The organism is Paraburkholderia sp. BL27I4N3 (assembly GCF_003386115.1).
GTDB lineage: Bacteria > Pseudomonadota > Gammaproteobacteria > Burkholderiales > Burkholderiaceae > Paraburkholderia.
On sequence record NZ_QREJ01000001.1, the window covers coordinates 3,179,508 to 3,195,205 of the forward strand.

General features: G+C 64.4%; 11 protein-coding genes. 4 read left to right on the plus strand and 7 right to left on the minus strand.

The window, feature by feature from the left end; all coding sequences use genetic code 11:
• Positions 1-389 precede the first annotated feature (389 nt).
• From B0G71_RS14510 to purT, 5 genes are all read right to left on the minus strand, one after another.
• Complete coding sequence (locus B0G71_RS14510; protein WP_116142502.1) at positions 390-1,826, minus strand: aldehyde dehydrogenase family protein; 1,437 nt, start codon at positions 1,824-1,826, stop codon at positions 390-392.
• 25 nt (positions 1,827-1,851) lie between these two features.
• Complete coding sequence (locus tag B0G71_RS14515) at positions 1,852-3,504, minus strand: acetolactate synthase large subunit (RefSeq protein ID WP_106280237.1); 1,653 nt, start codon at positions 3,502-3,504, stop codon at positions 1,852-1,854.
• 248 nt (positions 3,505-3,752) lie between these two features.
• Positions 3,753-4,121 (minus strand): MliC family protein, encoded by a 369-nt coding sequence (locus B0G71_RS14520; RefSeq protein ID WP_106280236.1) that lies wholly within the window; start codon positions 4,119-4,121, stop codon positions 3,753-3,755.
• Between the two features lie 91 nt (positions 4,122-4,212).
• Positions 4,213-4,425, minus strand: coding sequence for a DUF6726 family protein (locus B0G71_RS14525; RefSeq protein ID WP_116142503.1), 213 nt, complete (start codon positions 4,423-4,425; stop codon positions 4,213-4,215).
• 136 nt (positions 4,426-4,561) lie between these two features.
• Positions 4,562-5,776, minus strand: a complete 1,215-nt coding sequence (gene purT, locus B0G71_RS14530; protein WP_116142504.1) for a formate-dependent phosphoribosylglycinamide formyltransferase — start codon at positions 5,774-5,776, stop codon at positions 4,562-4,564.
• A gap of 253 nt (positions 5,777-6,029) precedes the next feature.
• Here purT and B0G71_RS14535 point away from each other — a divergent pair, with 253 nt between their 5' ends.
• On the plus strand, positions 6,030-6,569 hold the full coding sequence (locus tag B0G71_RS14535) for an META domain-containing protein (RefSeq protein WP_116142505.1): 540 nt from the start codon (positions 6,030-6,032) through the stop codon (positions 6,567-6,569).
• Between the two features lie 261 nt (positions 6,570-6,830).
• A complete protein-coding gene (locus B0G71_RS14540) occupies positions 6,831-11,141 on the plus strand; it encodes a DNA translocase FtsK (protein WP_116142506.1) in 4,311 nt (1,436 codons plus the stop codon).
• 207 nt (positions 11,142-11,348) lie between these two features.
• On the opposite strand, the gene B0G71_RS14545 is transcribed toward B0G71_RS14540, so the two are convergent.
• Positions 11,349-12,644, minus strand: coding sequence for a lactonase family protein (locus B0G71_RS14545; RefSeq protein ID WP_116142507.1), 1,296 nt, complete (start codon positions 12,642-12,644; stop codon positions 11,349-11,351).
• Positions 12,645-12,875: 231 nt separating this feature from the next.
• On the opposite strand from B0G71_RS14545, the gene B0G71_RS14550 reads away from it, so the two are divergent.
• Positions 12,876-13,028 (plus strand): DUF3096 domain-containing protein, encoded by a 153-nt coding sequence (locus tag B0G71_RS14550; RefSeq protein ID WP_007175701.1) that lies wholly within the window; start codon positions 12,876-12,878, stop codon positions 13,026-13,028.
• A gap of 252 nt (positions 13,029-13,280) precedes the next feature.
• Here the strand turns inward: B0G71_RS14550 and B0G71_RS14555 are convergent, their stop codons facing one another.
• Complete coding sequence (locus B0G71_RS14555) at positions 13,281-13,526, minus strand: hypothetical protein (RefSeq protein ID WP_116119369.1); 246 nt, start codon at positions 13,524-13,526, stop codon at positions 13,281-13,283.
• A gap of 240 nt (positions 13,527-13,766) precedes the next feature.
• Here B0G71_RS14555 and B0G71_RS14560 point away from each other — a divergent pair, with 240 nt between their 5' ends.
• The gene (locus tag B0G71_RS14560; protein ID WP_116142508.1) at positions 13,767-15,647 is read left to right on the plus strand and encodes a glycoside hydrolase family 15 protein; all 1,881 of its coding nucleotides are present in this window, start codon (positions 13,767-13,769) and stop codon (positions 15,645-15,647) included.
• Positions 15,648-15,698 lie beyond the last annotated feature (51 nt).

Sequence of the window (15,698 nt, forward strand, 5' to 3'; positions counted from 1 at the left end):
AGCGGTCGGAACCGCAGAGGGCATTGTGATGAAGGCGGAGCCACGGCGTTCCGCACGGGACCCGTTGGTACTGTCGGTACGGCGGGAAAAATTGCGGCCGGCTCCGGCCGGCGGAAACACCCGCCGGAAAGGCCGGTATTGTAGCACTTCAGCAAAAACACTCATGGCGCATGCGGCGGCTTTCTGCTTACGCCCGTGAAAGCCAGCCGCCGAGACGCTCCGCCGCCGCCGGAGAATCGCGGCAAAGCCGTGGCGCGCCCCGCTCGCAGCGTAGTTCGTGGGGACGACAGTTGTGTGACAGCATGTGGGTTCGGCGCCGGCGCGTCTCAGCCGTCTTTGCGGCTAGGTCGTGTCCCGCCTCACCGCTCACGCATTACCACTTGACCGCCTCACCACGTCTCGCGCATCACCATCAAGCGCAGTTCGGTCATGTCCTCGATCGCGTAGCGCACGCCTTCGCGCCCCAGCCCGGAATCCTTCACACCGCCATAAGGCATGTTGTCGACCCGGAACGAGGGCACGTCGTTGATCACCACGCCGCCCACGTCGAGTTCGTCCCACGCGCGATGCGCATGCGCGAGCGAATCCGTGAACACGCCCGCTTGCAGCCCGAAATCGCTGTCGTTGACGGTTGCGAGCGCGGCGCCGAAATCGTCGAAGCGCTCCAGGATCGCCACCGGCCCGAAAGCTTCCTTGCGATACAGATCCGTGTCGCGTTTCACGCCTTCGAGCAGCGTGGCTTCGAACATCGCGCCGTCCACCTTGCCGCCCGCGACGATTTTCGCGCCCGCCTGCACCGCGCTGTCCATCCAGCCGGCGAGGCGTTTGGACTCGGATTCGGAGATCATCGGCCCGACGAAGGTCTTTTCGTCTTTCGGATCGCCCATCACCAGCGACTTCGTCTTCGCGATCAGCTTCTCGCGCAGCGCATCGTAGATTTTCGTGTGGACCAGAATCCGCTGCACGCCGATACAGCTCTGCCCCGATTGATAGAACGCACCGAACGCGAGCCGCTCGACCACGTAGTCGAGCTTCTCGCCCTGATCGCCGTCGACGATCGCCGCCGCGTTGCCGCCCAACTCCAGAATCACCTTCTTCTTGCCGGCTTTCTTTTTGAGGTCCCAGCCCACCGCCGGCGAGCCGGTGAAGGACAGCAATTTGAAGCGCTCGTCGGTGGTGAAGAGATCCGCACCGTCGCGATGCGCGGGCAGAATCGAGAATGCACCTTTCGGCAGGCCGGTCTCCGCCAGAATCTCGCCCATGATGAGCGCGCCGACCGGCGTGCGGCTCGCCGGCTTCAACACGAACGGCACCCCCGCCGCGATAGCCGGCGCGACTTTGTGCGCGGTCAGGTTCAGCGGGAAATTGAATGGCGAGATAAACGAACACGGGCCGATCGGCACACGCTTCACATAACCGTGATAGCCCTTGGCGCGCGGCGATATCTCCAGATTGACGATCTCGCCGTCGATGCGCACCGATTCCTCCGCCGCCACCTTGAACGTATCGATCAGGCGCGTGACCTCGCCTCTCGAGTCGTTGATCGGCTTGCCGGCTTCGATGCACAGCGCCAGCGCCAGCTCGTCGTAGCGCTCGCGAAAGCGCTTCACGCAATGTTCGAGCACCGCCTGGCGCTTGAACGGGGGAAAGGCGCGCAACGCGGGCATGGCGTCGACGGCATGGCCGATCGCTTTGTCGATCGCGGCGGCGTCGGCCATCGCGACGCGGGTCGCGACTTCGCTGCTGAATTTATCGGTGACTTCGAGGTCGGTGTTGGCGGCCACCGCAACGTTCGCCAGGTAGTACGGGTAAGTCTTCTGCAACATGACGCGTCTCCTTGATCCGATGCCTTCACAGTTGCGCCGAAAGCCGCTTGATTTCGCGATTCAGCACGCGCTCGTTGTCCGAATAGTCGATCGGCAGATCGATCACATGCACGCCGGGCGTTGCGAAACATTCGCGCAGCAGCGGCGCGAATTCCCCCGCCGTTTCGATGCGGTGCCCCTTCGCCCCGTAGCTCTCGGCATACGCGACGAAATCCGGATTGCTCAGCGTCATGCCGTAGTCCGGGAAGTTCATGTTTTCCTGCTTCCAGCGGATCATGCCGAAGGCGTCGTCGCGCACGATCAGAATCACCAGATCCAGTTTCAGACGCACGGCCGTTTCCAGTTCCTGCGAGTTCATCATGAAGCCGCCGTCGCCGCACACGGCCATGACCTTGCGGTCCGGGTGCACGATCTTGGTGGCGATCGCGGACGGCAAGCCCGCGCCCATCGACGCCAGCGCGTTGTCGAGCAGCAGCGAATTCGGTTCGTGCGCGCGGTAGTAGCGGGCGAACCAGATCTTGTACATGCCGTTATCCAGACACACGATGCCGTCCACCGGCGTGGTCTCGTACACGTCGTTGACGACGCGCACCGGATACATGGGAAAGCGGTCGTCGTGCTGGCCTTTGGCCAGATGCGCCTCGAAGTGCTCCTTGATTTCCTTGAAGCGCGTGAAGTCCCAATGCTCCTGCCGCTCCTTGAGGCTTTCCTTGAGTTGCCACACCGCGTTGGCGATATCGCCGACCACTTCGATCTGCGGGAAGTACACGGTGTCCACTTCCGCGCCGAGAAAGTTGACGTGAATCACCGTTTTCTCGCCCGCGTCGCCGCTGCGCATGAAAAACGGCGGCTTCTCGATCACGTCGTGACCGACGTTGATGATGCAGTCCGCGTGGTCGATCGCGCGGTGCACGAAGTCGCCGTCGGAGAGCGTCGCATTGCCGAGCCACATGGGGTGCGATTCGTCGATCACGCCCTTGCCCATCTGCGTCGTGAAGAACGGAATGCCGATCTGGTCGACGAACTCGCGCAGCATCTTGGTGGTGGTCTTGCGATTGCCGCCCGCGCCGATCATCAGCAACGGATGCTTCGCGCTGGTGATCGCCTCGACCGCGCGCGCCACGGCTTTTTCCTCGGCGACGGGACGGCGGCTGTAGCTCTTCGGAATCGGCTTGCCGTCGCCTTCTTCATGCGCGACGTCTTCGGGCAATTCAAGGTGCGTGGCGCCCGGCCGCTCTTCCTCCGCCTGACGAACCGCCTCGCGCACCATCGCCGGAATATTGGCGATCGACACGATCTGCCGCGTGTACTTGGTGAGCGGCTCCATCATGCGCACCACGTCGACAATCTGAAAATGTCCTTGCTTGCTCGACTTGATCGGCTTTTGCCCGGTGACCATCAGCATCGGCATGCCGCCGAGTTGCGCGTAGGCCGCGGCGGTCACGAAGTTGGTCGCGCCCGGTCCGAGGGTGGCCAGACACACTCCCGTGCGCCCGGTGAGACGGCCGTACGTGGCGGCCATAAAGCCGGCCGCCTGTTCGTGGCGCGTGAGGATCAGACGGATTTTCGAGCGGCGCAGCGATTCGAGCAGATCGAGATTTTCTTCACCGGGAATGCCGAACACGTACTCGACACCTTCGGCTTCCAGCGATTTGACGAACAGGTCCGATGCTTTCATTGAGGGTCTCGCTTGATGATACGGACGCGGGCCGCGACCCCGTCGCCGGGGCCCGGAAACTGGCGATCGAAAACGACGCCGGCAATGCCCGGCATGACTACGACGGCATGACGCGGCGGCACGGCGGCAATGCCATGCGGGACAGCTTACTACTCGAATGGAAACGGTGTGCGCCGGCGGACAGCGCCGCAAGGCAGGGGGAAAGAAGAAACGGCGGCATGGGTGGAGAATGCCGCCATATCTCGCACTCAGCGATTGATGGCGATGCAGTCGGAAAGCATGGGCGGCGCGTCTTGGCCGGCCATGGCGTCATACAGGTCGGCGCGCGGGCCCTTGGTCCACCACGTGTAGCTGCCGGCCTGATATTTCGCGCCGGACGCCGACAGCGTGTTGACGAACAGCAGTTGCTTGCCCTTCACCGGCACGAGCGCGAAGCTTTGGCCGTTCGCCGTGTTCCAGTAAGTGACTTGCAGGATCTTGCCGGTCGCGCAGGTGTATTTGTGCGTCTGACGGTTTTTGGTCTGAATCTCGGAGAACTGCAACGGCGCGGCCCACGCCTCGCTGTATAGCGCCGCGAGACCCGCCGCTGTGGCGACTGCAACAAGCCATTTCTTCATTGGATGCCTCGATCGTTGCTACCAATCTAACACGGGTGACGCGCCGCCCATTGCGCCTCGCGCTGCGGCTAAACGTCCGACGACGGATCGGTTATGGATCGATCACGTCGGCGCACGCGTCGGTCGGCGCGGCGGCGACATGCCCCACCAGCGGCACGATCTTCAAGCCTGCCGAGGCGACCCGGCACGGCGCCGCCGCGAGGCCGCACCCCGACAATCCCGCGCACAGCGCGAGCAGCACGCCGAGTGCGCAGAGACGGCCGGTCCAAGCGCGCCGCGTGGTGTTGCGGATTTCCAGCGCCATACGTACCTTTACTCCGATGAGCCCGACGAGCCCAATCATTCAGATTGCGCGCGCGGCAATGGTGCCGGGCACGCGGGTCGGGCAGCGCATGGCAAATCGCCTCATTACAGCGATTCGCCATGCGTTGCGCCGCGACTTACTTTGCCGACACCGGCCGCACGGCCGCTGCGGCCTGCTTCGCGCGCGAACGGGCTTCGTCCGTGTTCTCGCCGGTGGCGAGCGCCACGCCCATGCGGCGCTTGATGAAACTCTCCGGCTTGCCGAATAGACGCAAGTCCGAGTTCGGCACCGCCAATGCCGCGGCGACGCCTTCGAAGGCAATGCCTGCCTCGTCGAGCCCGCCGTAAATCACCGCCGACGCACCCGGCGCCCGCAACGACGTATCCACTGGCAAACCGAGAATCGCGCGCGCATGCAATTCGAATTCCGAAAAGCGTTGCGAGCACAGCGTGACGAGACCCGTGTCGTGCGGACGCGGACTCACTTCCGAAAACCATACGTCATCGCCGCGCACGAAAAGTTCCACCCCGAACAGGCCGCGGCCGCCGAGCGCGGCCGTCACCTTGTGCGCGACCTCGCGCGAGCGTTCCAGCGCGAGCGGGCTCATGGGCTGCGGCTGCCACGATTCGACGTAGTCGCCCGCCACTTGCACGTGGCCGATCGGGTCGCAGAAATACGTGCTGACTTCGCCGCTTGCCGGATCGATGGCGCGCACGGTCAATTGCGTGATTTCGTATTCAAAGTCGATAAAGCCTTCGACGATCACGCGGCCGTGATTCACGCGGCCGCCGGCCAGCGCGTATTGCCATGCGGGTTCGACGTCGGCGTCGCTGCGCAGCACCGACTGCCCCTTGCCCGACGACGACATGACCGGCTTCACCACACACGGATAGCCGACTTTGGCGATGCCCGCGCGCAGCTCGTCGAGCGAATCGGCGAAGGCATACGGCGAGGTCGGCAAGCCGAGTTCCTCGGCGGCGAGACGGCGGATGCCTTCGCGGTTCATGGTGAGCTGCGTGGCGCGCGCGGTCGGGATCACTTCGGCGAGACCGTCGCTTTCAATAGCGGCGAGCGCGTCGGTCGCGATTGCCTCGATCTCGGGGACGATCAGGTGCGGGCGCTCCTGTTCGACCAGCGCGCGCAACGCGGCGCGGTCGGTCATGTCGATCACGTGCGCGCGGTGCGCCACCTGGTGACCCGGCGCATTCGGGTAACGGTCGACGGCGATCACTTCGACGCCCAGCCGCTGCAGCGCGATGATCACTTCCTTGCCGAGCTCGCCGGCGCCGAGCAGCATGACGCGCGTGGCGGATTCAGAAAGGGGTGTGCCGATCCGTTGGCCGATCTGCATGAGGTCTCCAGATAAAAGTCGGATGAGGGTGGGATTGGGTAGAGCACGATGTTAACATGCGGGCCCCTCGCCGCGCCTTGCTCGCGGCGGCCGCACCATGCTTCACGCGTGCAGGGCAACGGCGTAGCAAGCAGGCGGCGCGCAAGGGCGCCGCGGCGCTCCGAATCAGCGCTTTCGCGTGCCGTTGCTCTCGCGTGCGGCGAGCTTAGTGCGTTACCCTTACGCCTTCGCCAGTTTGAAGAGGAACGACGCCATGCTCCAAAGCTCCTCCGCGCGACGTATTGCGCGCTTCACCCCGTATCTGCGCACCGCCATTGCCGCGTTGAGCGTCGCCGCGCTGTTGGGCGCCTGTGCGATCCCGAAACATCCCGACGAGCAAGCCGCCGCGCCCGATCCATTCAATCCCGCCGCCGCGCAACTGCTCGACGACACCAGTTGGGTGTTGAGCGCCTGGAAACAGGCCGACGGCACGGCGCGCGCGATTCCGTCCGCCGACCAGGGCGCGCCGATTACCCTCACGCTTTCGACCTCGACCGGCCAGCGCCACGCCAGCGGCTTTTCCGGCTGCAACCGTTACATGGGCTCGTACGCGCTGAAAGACGGCAAGCTGAGCTTCGGCACGCTCGGCGGCACGCGCATGGCATGCATGACGCCGGGCGGACAGATCGAAGGCGCCTATCTCAATGCGCTCACGCACATCGACCGCACCGGCGTGCAGATGCGCGCGCCGCAGCAGATGCAACTGGTGCTCGACAACGGCGACACGCTGACCTTCGACAGCAGCGCGAAATGAACGCGTCGCGGATCCTCCCGTCGACGCCTCGGCGCGCTGCTGACCGAAGCGGGCTGCACAGCGGCGCCGCGCGCCAGACGGTCCATATGACGGGTGAAGGCTGTCCCGACAGCCGTTGTTTTTCACCGACGGCACGCCGCGCGCCGGTCTGTTTTTCAATTGGACGCCAGCATACTTGCGTCTGCCTTCGAAGCATCGGGCTTCGCCGGTTAAACTCGTCGGATTGCGTTTTTGCGCGTCCGTCATTCGTTGATGTCTAGTATGCACACGGTAGTTTTCGGCTGGTTCGGCGGGTCAGCCGTCTGGTTCATTCCTCTTTTGTGGCGTCTCGTGAAGTCGGTTCTGCCGGGCGGCGCGGGTCTGCGCGGCCCCGGCACGATCCGGCTGTGGCTCGGCTTCGTCTGCGTGCTGGTGGCGAGCTGCACACTCGAGGCGTCGCTGATCGGCATGGCCGGCGTGAACGGCTTCGGCCATGCGCTGGCCACGGGCTTCGGCCATCTGCTCGGGCATATCGGCACGCCTCTCGCAGCGCTCGCGCTGCTTTTCATCAGCCTGCCCTGGCTGATCGACTTCCGCTGGCGCGATTTCGCTGCCTGGGCCGACGGCGCGTTCGGCCTCGGCCTGTCGCGCGGCCTCGCGAAACGCGACGAGGAAGCGCGCCGCCATCGCAGCGTCGATGACGGTTTGCCGTCGCATGTTTCGCCGGCCACCAATACGATGGCCCCTAAAACCAATGGTCGTTACGCGCGCCCGACGGTCTGGCGTCCGCCGGCGCGTGGACGCGACGCGGCTGCGGTTGGTGCCGCAGCGAGCGTGGCGGGCAAGGATGCAGCGGCGCGTAGCGGTGCAGCGAGTTGGCGCACTGGCGCGGCCGCGCCGCGCGGCCAGGCGACGCAGACCGAGCCGGTGCTGCGCACGGGCGCCGCGGCGACACCGCCGCGACATGGGCCGATGCAAACGCAACCACTCAAAGCGGACAAGGCTGCCTGGATGCCGGCTGAACCGGTTGCGCCGGCCGGCTGGTTGCGCGAGTCGGGGACGCGGGCGGCTCTGCCGGGAGCAGGATCGATGGCGGGATCAGTCTCGGGTGCGGCAGCAGGGTCGGGGGTGTCTGGAGCTTCCGGAGCTTCCGCTCGCGTTGGCGCGTCGCAGGTTGGACGTCGTTCTGCCGGCGAGCAACGGCACGTGGGATCGGTAGCCGGGAGCGCTTTCGCTGCGGGAGCTGCGGGAGCTGCGGGTGCTGCCGCCAAGGTAACTCAGGCAGCGGTGCATACGTCATCAGCAACGGCGCGGGCCGTGTCGGGCAGCGTGGGCTCTCATTCCGCCGCAGGTTCAGTTGGAAATGCGGCGGCCGGCGCGGGCCGTCCTTCGACGATGGCCCATGACACAGCGGCCTCGGCGGCTTCCGTCAACCGCACGTCGGCGCCCCGGCAAGCTTTCTCGCGCGCCCCGCGTTCGAACGAAGTCACGCCGACGCGAGCAGCGAGCCGGCCGGCACCGAGCTACACGCGTCCAATGCCGGTGACGCAGAAAGTCACGCCACCTGCCAGCGTCCAGGAGACCCTTCGCAGCATCGCGGAAAACGCCGCACGCTGGACCGATATTGCGGGCGTGAGCCTCGCGCGCAGCACCGGCTCGGAAAATGCGAAAGTGACGGACGCGCCGAACGCGGCGCCGTCGTTCGAGCCTGAGCAGTCGATTGTCGATGTGCCACGAACGGATGCGGCTGAAGCGGCTTTGACGCCGGATGCGCATCGCCCTTCGCTTGAAGCTGCAGACAGCGCCCCGGCCGATCACGCGTCAGACGCCCCGCCCGACACGCCGCGCATGGAAGCAGTGGTCGAGGTGCCGCCCGAAGTGAGCCACGAGCCCGTCGTGCAGTGGCCAATCGAGCCGCCGATTATTCGACCGTCGTTGACGGCGGCGCCAGTGGGTGAGCACGGGCTGGTTGCTACGCCAGCGCCGACGTCTGCGCCAGTGTCTGTGTCTACGTCTACGCCTGCGCCAATAACTGCGCCAGTGGTTGAGCACGTGTCGATTGTTTCGCCTGCACCTGCACCTGCACCTGCACCTGCACCTGCACCTGGATCGCAGCATGTGCCGCCGGCCGCTACACCGACGCCGTTCCAGGTTTTCGCTGCGCAGTTGCAAGCAAGCGAAGCGCACGAGGATGAAACGTCGTTCGAAGACGATCCGACTGTATCGACAACATACGCCGACCATCACACGAGCCCGAGCGTTGAAACCGCACCGACGCTCAGCCAGGCTGCGGACCATTCAGAAGTCATCGCACCGCGCGTCGAGCCGCAGCTCGCCGCGCCTGCGTCGGCTGCTGAAGTGGTGATCGAAAAAACGCTCGCGCCTTGGGAAGCCGAACTCGATGCGGTACTCGCGCAGCACACGGCTTCGTCATCGAGCGTGCCGGGTGTCAGCCGCGTCGGTGTGTCGAGCGGAGCCGGCCCGACGCATGACGCCATGCCATCGCTGAACATGGCGCGCGCTGTCGAGTCCGCCACGCCCGTCGAAACCGAAACGGCGCACGCCCCTGCCCTGTCAGGCGTACCTGAAGCATCGGACTCGTCGACCGTTGGGCACGAGGCGAACATAACCGCCGCAACGCCGCCGCAGAATGTCATGCCGCACGTCTCGGAGACACCGACCGCAGCACACGCGGCGAACATGAGCACCGCAGCGGCGCCGCAAAGCATCGCGCCGCAGGTTTCAGGCTCGTCGGCTAACGCGCATGCGTCGAACCTGCCTACGGCGGTGCCACCGCAGGACCTCGCGCCGCAAGCATCGAACGTGGTTCGCTTTCCGGGCTTCGCGGTTCAGACCGCGCCCGTGGCATCCGATGTCGCTGACTACGAATCTTTCGCCGTTGAAGAACGTCCTGACAACGCCGCTATCCCACCGCAAGCGCCGGCAGCATCGGCATCGCTCGCGGCGCCATTCACAAACGCGGCCCCATCCGTAGAAGCAACCGAAGCAACCGAGGCCACAGAGCCCACCGAACCCGCCGTCCAACCACGCCCTCCCCTGCGCGGCCACAGCCCCGCCAACGGCTTCGAGTTCCGCGCGCCCGCGGCATCGATGGTCGAATTGCCCACGCTCGACCTGCTTGCTCCCGCGGACATCGACGTCGAACCGGTCTCCGAAGAAAAACTCATCGAAACCGGCCTGCTGATCGAACAGCGCCTGCAGGAATTCAAGGTACCGGTCACCGTCGTCGGCGCGTCGGCCGGCCCGGTCATCACGCGCTTCGAAGTCGAGCCGGCGCTCGGCGTGCGCGGCAGTCAGATCGTCGGCTTGATGAAGGATCTGTCACGCGGCCTCGGGCTCACGTCCATCCGCGTGGTCGAGACGATTCCCGGCAAGACCTGCATGGGCCTCGAATTGCCGAACGCCCGGCGCCAGACGATCCGCCTCTCTGAAATCCTCGAAGCCAGCGTCTATCAGAACTCGCATTCGCAGTTGACGCTCGCCATGGGCAAGGACATCACCGGCCATCCGGTCGTCGCCGATCTGGCGAAGGCGCCGCACATGCTGGTGGCCGGCACGACCGGTTCGGGCAAATCGGTGGCGATCAACGCGATGATCTGCTCGCTGCTCTACAAGGCGACGCCGGAAGAAGTGCGCCTGATCATGATCGATCCGAAGATGCTGGAGCTGTCGGTCTACGAAGGCATTCCGCATCTGCTCGCACCCGTGGTCACGGACATGAAGCTGGCGGCCAACGCGCTCAACTGGTGCGTCGGCGAAATGGAAAAGCGCTACCGCCTGATGTCCGCAGTCGGCGTGCGCAACCTGGCCGGCTTCAACCAGAAAATCCGCGATATCGAGGCCAAGGGCAAGAAGCTCGGCAACCCGTTCTCGCTGACGCCGGAAGCGCCGGAACCGCTCGCGCCGTTGCCGCTGATCGTGGTCGTAATCGACGAACTCGCCGACCTGATGATGGTGGCCGGCAAGAAGATCGAAGAACTGATCGCGCGCCTCGCGCAGAAGGCTCGCGCTGCCGGCATACATTTGATTCTGGCGACGCAGCGTCCTTCGGTGGATGTGATCACCGGCCTAATCAAAGCGAATATTCCGACGCGGGTGGCCTTCCAGGTATCGTCAAAAATCGACTCGCGCACGATTCTCGATCAGATGGGCGCGGAGTCGCTGCTCGGCCAGGGCGACATGCTGTTCCTGCCGCCCGGCACCGGCTATCCACAACGTGTGCACGGCGCGTTCGTCGCTGACGAGGAAGTGCATCGGATCGTCGAATATCTGAAGCAGTTCGGCGAGCCGCAGTACGAGGAAGGTATTCTCGACGGCCCGGCCACCGACGGCGGCGCGGCGCAAGACCTGTTCGGCGAGTCGCCGGATGCGGAAGCCGATCCGCTTTACGACGAAGCGGTCGCCTTCGTGGTGCGCACGCGGCGCGCGTCGATCTCGTCGGTGCAGCGGCAGTTGCGCATCGGTTATAACCGCGCGGCGCGGCTCGTCGAGCAGATGGAAACCGCGGGCCTCGTGTCGGCGATGGGCATCAACGGCAGCCGCGAAGTGCTGGCGCCGGGGCAGGCGGAATGAGCGGCGAATGGCCGGTGAACGCCGCTGATTGCAGTTGATCGCCGGCGCTTCCGAGGGCCGAAGACGCAAGCGCAAACAACCTCGCCGCGAAATCGACCACAAAAAAAGAAATCGGGCCGCTTCATAACAGCGGCCCGTTTTTTCATCCCGCGCGCGGCGCGTCGACATCACCCGCCTCGTCTTTCACCGCGTCGTCGGCATCTCGTCTTAAGACGGCGAGACCAGCTTGAAATCGACCGGCGCGCCGAGTTCGAAATGCTTCGGATTCGCTTCGAGCAAACCGCTCTGCTGATCGCGCTTGAACACATACACGGTATCGCTGTTCTGATTGCCGACGATCAGCCAGTTGCCGGTCGGGTCGATCGCGAATTCACGCGGCGACTTGCCCATGCTCGATTGATGACCGATTTTCTTCAGGTGCCCGTTGGTGGGATCGACCGAAAAGATCACGATGTCGTTCGCGTCGCCGCGATTGGTGGCATACAGAAAGCGCCCGTCCGGCGACAGATGAATCGCCGCCGCGCCCACCGCGCCCTTGAAGCCGGGTTCGGTCAGCGGCAACGTTTGCACCTGCGTGAGCTTGCCGTCGTTGTAATTGAACGTGCTGACCGTGGCGGCCATTTCGCTCGTCAGATATGCGTGTTTGCCGTCGGCACCGAACACCAAATGGCGCGGACCCGAGCCGGCTTTTTCCTGGTTGTAACGCCAGTCGGTCGGGCCGAACAGGCCGCGGCTGCCGTCAGGCGTGTAGCGATACGAGTACAGCTTGTCCGCGCCGAGATCCTGCGCGAACAGATAGTGGCCATCCGGCGAGAACACCGTGGAGTGAACGTGCGAATTGTCCTGACGTCCCTTCACCGGGCCGCCGCCTTCGTGATGCACGGTGAGCACCGACGCGCCGACCTGGCCGTCGGCCTGCAATGGGAAAACTGCGAAGCTGCCGCCGGGATCCGCGGCCACCGAATAGTTCGCGGTCAGCAAATACTTGCCGTCCGGCGAAAGGCTCAGATAGCACGGATCGTTGCCGTCCGAGGAGACTTTGTTGAGAAAGGTCAGCTGGCCGCTCGCGGCGTCGAAACGAAACGCGCTGATACCGCCGCGTTGCGTGGCCGGGCCATTGTCGCCGGGCATTTCGTTGACCGCGTAGACGAAGCGGCGGTCGCGGCTCACCACGAGGTAGGACGGATTGACCGTCTGCGCGACCGAGAGGCGTGTCGCTTCACCCGTCTTCGTGTCGAAGCGATAGACGTACAGGCCTTCGCTCTTTGGGCCGGTATAGGTGCCGACCAGCATGTCATAGACGCCGTCGGCGGGAGCCGGGCCGGAATCTTGCGCAAACGCATGCGAAGCAACAATCGAGACCATGAGCACGAAACCTTTTATTATCGAGCGGGCGGAGCGCAGTGGACCATGCGTTACGCGCCGTGAAGTGGGATCAGCAGCAGAAGGCAAGTGGAAATCCGCAACGGCACGCATCGCGGCGGCTCGGTGACGACGAAGCATATGACCTCCTCGGACAGCGGTTATTGGTTGAATCGGTTGTCATGGTGTCGCTGGTCTGCCGCGCGATCGGTCGAGCGTTGTTCTTATCGAAAGAAGTATAAAAGCGTTGTGTCGGATCATGCAGCGAATCCGCCGACCGGCATCCGGTCCAACGGCAATCGGCAGCATGAGTAGCAATTGTCCCGCCTGACGGGGCGTTTTTTTAATCGCGTCTCACACTACGGAGTCTTCATGAACGTCACACTCAGCCTGGGCCCGCTGGTTTCGTTGATCGCCGGTATTCTGATTCTCGTCATGCCGCGCCTGTTGAACTACATCGTCGCGCTCTATCTGATCATCATCGGCATCATTGGGATCTTCGGCGTGGGGTCGTCGCACTTCTGAACGGCGGCAAGCGCTTACGCAAGGGTTACGCAAGCATGCAACGCGCGACCGGGCGCAGCGCCGGCCCGGCTGCGCCCCGCATCGAGTCAGGACATGAGATGTGCGAAAGCTTCACGCGCCGACTGGCCGTGAAGCTCGATGCAAGCGATGAACCCGGACGGCATGGCGAAGCACCGTTCGTTCGGCCGAAGCATAGAGAGTTTGCGGCCAGTGCGGCGAAGTCACCATCCGGTGTGCATGAAGCGCCGTCAGTCAACCGTTCGAAAGCTGGTCGAGACGCAGGCGTCCCTGCAGCGACAGCGCGCCGACGGCATAATGGCCGTCGCCTGTCTGATAGCGGCGGAAGCAGGCCCGTTCGACCAGAAAGGCGGCGGCGGTCATCAAGCCGTTGCGGGTCAGGCCCAGGCGGCCATGATCGAGTGGCAGCATCGAATCGTCGGCAAGTTCGCTGGCGGCCGAGAGAATCGTGATGCAATCAGATTTCGACGGGTTCAGCATAGCTTTAGTCCTCGGAAACGGCGTCTGTATGCGCCATGGGCGGGGCTGGGTCATAATCCGGAAAGCTCCGGGCGTCGGTATGAAATCTGATTGTAGGCATTGATTTGACAATTACCAACCCGCGTTTCGCTGCGTTGGCGATGAACCAAAACGCATCCAGCCAGTCGGGTAAAGGCAACGACACTTCAACGACACCTCGCGCGGGCGCGACTCGCCGCGCGCACTACTGACTCGCTCCCCATGCCCGCACTTATCGAAGACTATGCGCTCATCGGCGACGGCCATACGGCCGCGCTAGTTTCCCGCGAGGGATCCGTCGACTGGCTCTGCTGGCCGCGCTTCGATTCCGGCGCCTGTTTCGCCGCCCTGCTCGGCACGCCCGAAAACGGCCGCTGGCTGATCTCGCCGGTCTCGGACACGCCGCCGACCATCACGCGTCGCTATCGTGGCGAGACACTGATCCTCGAAACCGACTTCGAGACGCCCGAGGGCGCCGTCACGCTGATCGATTTCATGCCGCCGGGTAACGGCTGGTCGGAAATGGTGCGGCTCGTGGTCGGCAGACGCGGCAGGGTGCCCATGAAAATGGAACTGGTGCTGCGCTTCGATTACGGCTTCTCGGTTCCGTGGGTTGACCGCCTGAAGCACGACAGCGGCATCAAGGCGATCGTCGGACCGGACACCGCCGTGCTGCGCACGCCGGTCGACTTGCGCGGCGAAGACATGAAGACAGTCGCCGAATTCACCATCAGCGAAGGCGAACGGGTGCCGTTCTCGCTGGCTTATGCGGCCTCGCATCTGCGCATTCCGCCGGCGCGCGATGCGCACACCTCGCTGGCACGCACCGAGAATCACTGGCTCGAATGGTCGGCGCGCAGCACGGTCAAAGGACGCTGGGCCGAACCGATCCGCCGCTCGCTGATCACGCTGAAGGCGCTCGCTTACGAGCCGACCGGCGGCATCGTCGCCGCGCCCACTACGTCGCTGCCGGAGCAACTCGGCGGCACGCGCAACTGGGACTACCGCTACTGCTGGCTGCGCGACGCCACCATCACGCTGCTCGCGATGATGCGCGGCGGCTACTACGACGAAGCACGCGCATGGCGCAGTTGGCTCGGCCGCGTGATGGCCGGTGCGCCGGACCAGTTGCAGATCATGTACGGCATCGCCGGCGAGCGGCGCCTGCCCGAATTCGAAGTCGACTGGCTGCCGGGCTATCAGGACGCGAAACCGGTGCGGATCGGCAATAACGCGGTCGGCCAGCGCCAGCTCGACGTCTATGGCGAAGTGATGAATGCGCTGCATCTGGCGCGCGTCGGCGGCCTGCAGGCGGACGACACCGCATGGAACGTGCAGCGCGCGCTGCTGAAGCACCTCGACACGATCTGGCAGGAACCCGACGAAGGCATCTGGGAAACGCGCGGCGGCCGGCAGCATTTCACCTTCTCGAAGGTCATGGCGTGGGTCGCCTACGACCGCGCCATCAAGTCGGCGGAAATGTTCAAGCTCGACGGGCCGCTCGACGAATGGCGCGCCACCCGCGCGAAAATTCATGCGGAAGTCTGCGAGAAGGCCTGGAATCCCGTGCTCAACGCGTTCTCGCAGTGCTACGGCACCGACCAGCTCGATGCGAGCGTGCTGCTGATGCCGCTAGTCGCCTTCTTGCCGCCGAACGATCCGCGCGTAAAAGGCACCGTGGCGGCGATCGAACGCGACCTGATGCACGACGGCTTCGTGATGCGCTATCGCACGACCGAATACGACGACGGCCTGCCGCCGGGAGAAGGCACGTTTCTAGCGTGTTCGTTCTGGATGGTGGACAACCTGGCGCTGCAAGGCCGTATCGACGAAGCGATCGCGATGTACGAACGGCTGCTCGCGCTCTGCAACGATGTCGGTTTGCTCGCGGAGGAATACGACCCGGCTGCGAAGCGTCTTGTCGGCAATTTTCCGCAGGCGTTTTCGCACGTGGCGCTGGTCCACACCGGCCTGAACCTGATGAAACATGAACAGGCCATGGCGCAGGCAACCGGGCACCCCTCCCGTAACGGCACCGGAGACACGGAACTTGATGCTGCTGCAACTCCGGATAGCGGCGCGGCAACATCGCCAGTAGCATGATTTAATGACAGTTTGCGTGCCATGTGCGCGTAAAATGCTGCATTGCACAAG

Coding starts and splice junctions, on each gene's coding strand:
- B0G71_RS14555 (WP_116119369.1), bottom strand. CDS start 13,526: ATGCTGAACCCGTCGAAATCTGATTGCATCACGATTCTCTCGGCCGCC.
- B0G71_RS14535 (WP_116142505.1), top strand. CDS start 6,030: ATGCTCCAAAGCTCCTCCGCGCGACGTATTGCGCGCTTCACCCCGTAT.
- B0G71_RS14545 (WP_116142507.1), bottom strand. CDS start 12,644: ATGCTTCGTCGTCACCGAGCCGCCGCGATGCGTGCCGTTGCGGATTTC.
- B0G71_RS14560 (WP_116142508.1), top strand. CDS start 13,767: ATGCCCGCACTTATCGAAGACTATGCGCTCATCGGCGACGGCCATACG.
- B0G71_RS14510 (WP_116142502.1), bottom strand. CDS start 1,826: ATGTTGCAGAAGACTTACCCGTACTACCTGGCGAACGTTGCGGTGGCC.
- purT (WP_116142504.1), bottom strand. CDS start 5,776: ATGCAGATCGGCCAACGGATCGGCACACCCCTTTCTGAATCCGCCACG.
- B0G71_RS14540 (WP_116142506.1), top strand. CDS start 6,831: ATGCACACGGTAGTTTTCGGCTGGTTCGGCGGGTCAGCCGTCTGGTTC.
- B0G71_RS14550 (WP_007175701.1), top strand. CDS start 12,876: ATGAACGTCACACTCAGCCTGGGCCCGCTGGTTTCGTTGATCGCCGGT.
- B0G71_RS14525 (WP_116142503.1), bottom strand. CDS start 4,425: ATGGCGCTGGAAATCCGCAACACCACGCGGCGCGCTTGGACCGGCCGT.
- B0G71_RS14515 (WP_106280237.1), bottom strand. CDS start 3,504: ATGAAAGCATCGGACCTGTTCGTCAAATCGCTGGAAGCCGAAGGTGTC.
- B0G71_RS14520 (WP_106280236.1), bottom strand. CDS start 4,121: ATGAAGAAATGGCTTGTTGCAGTCGCCACAGCGGCGGGTCTCGCGGCG.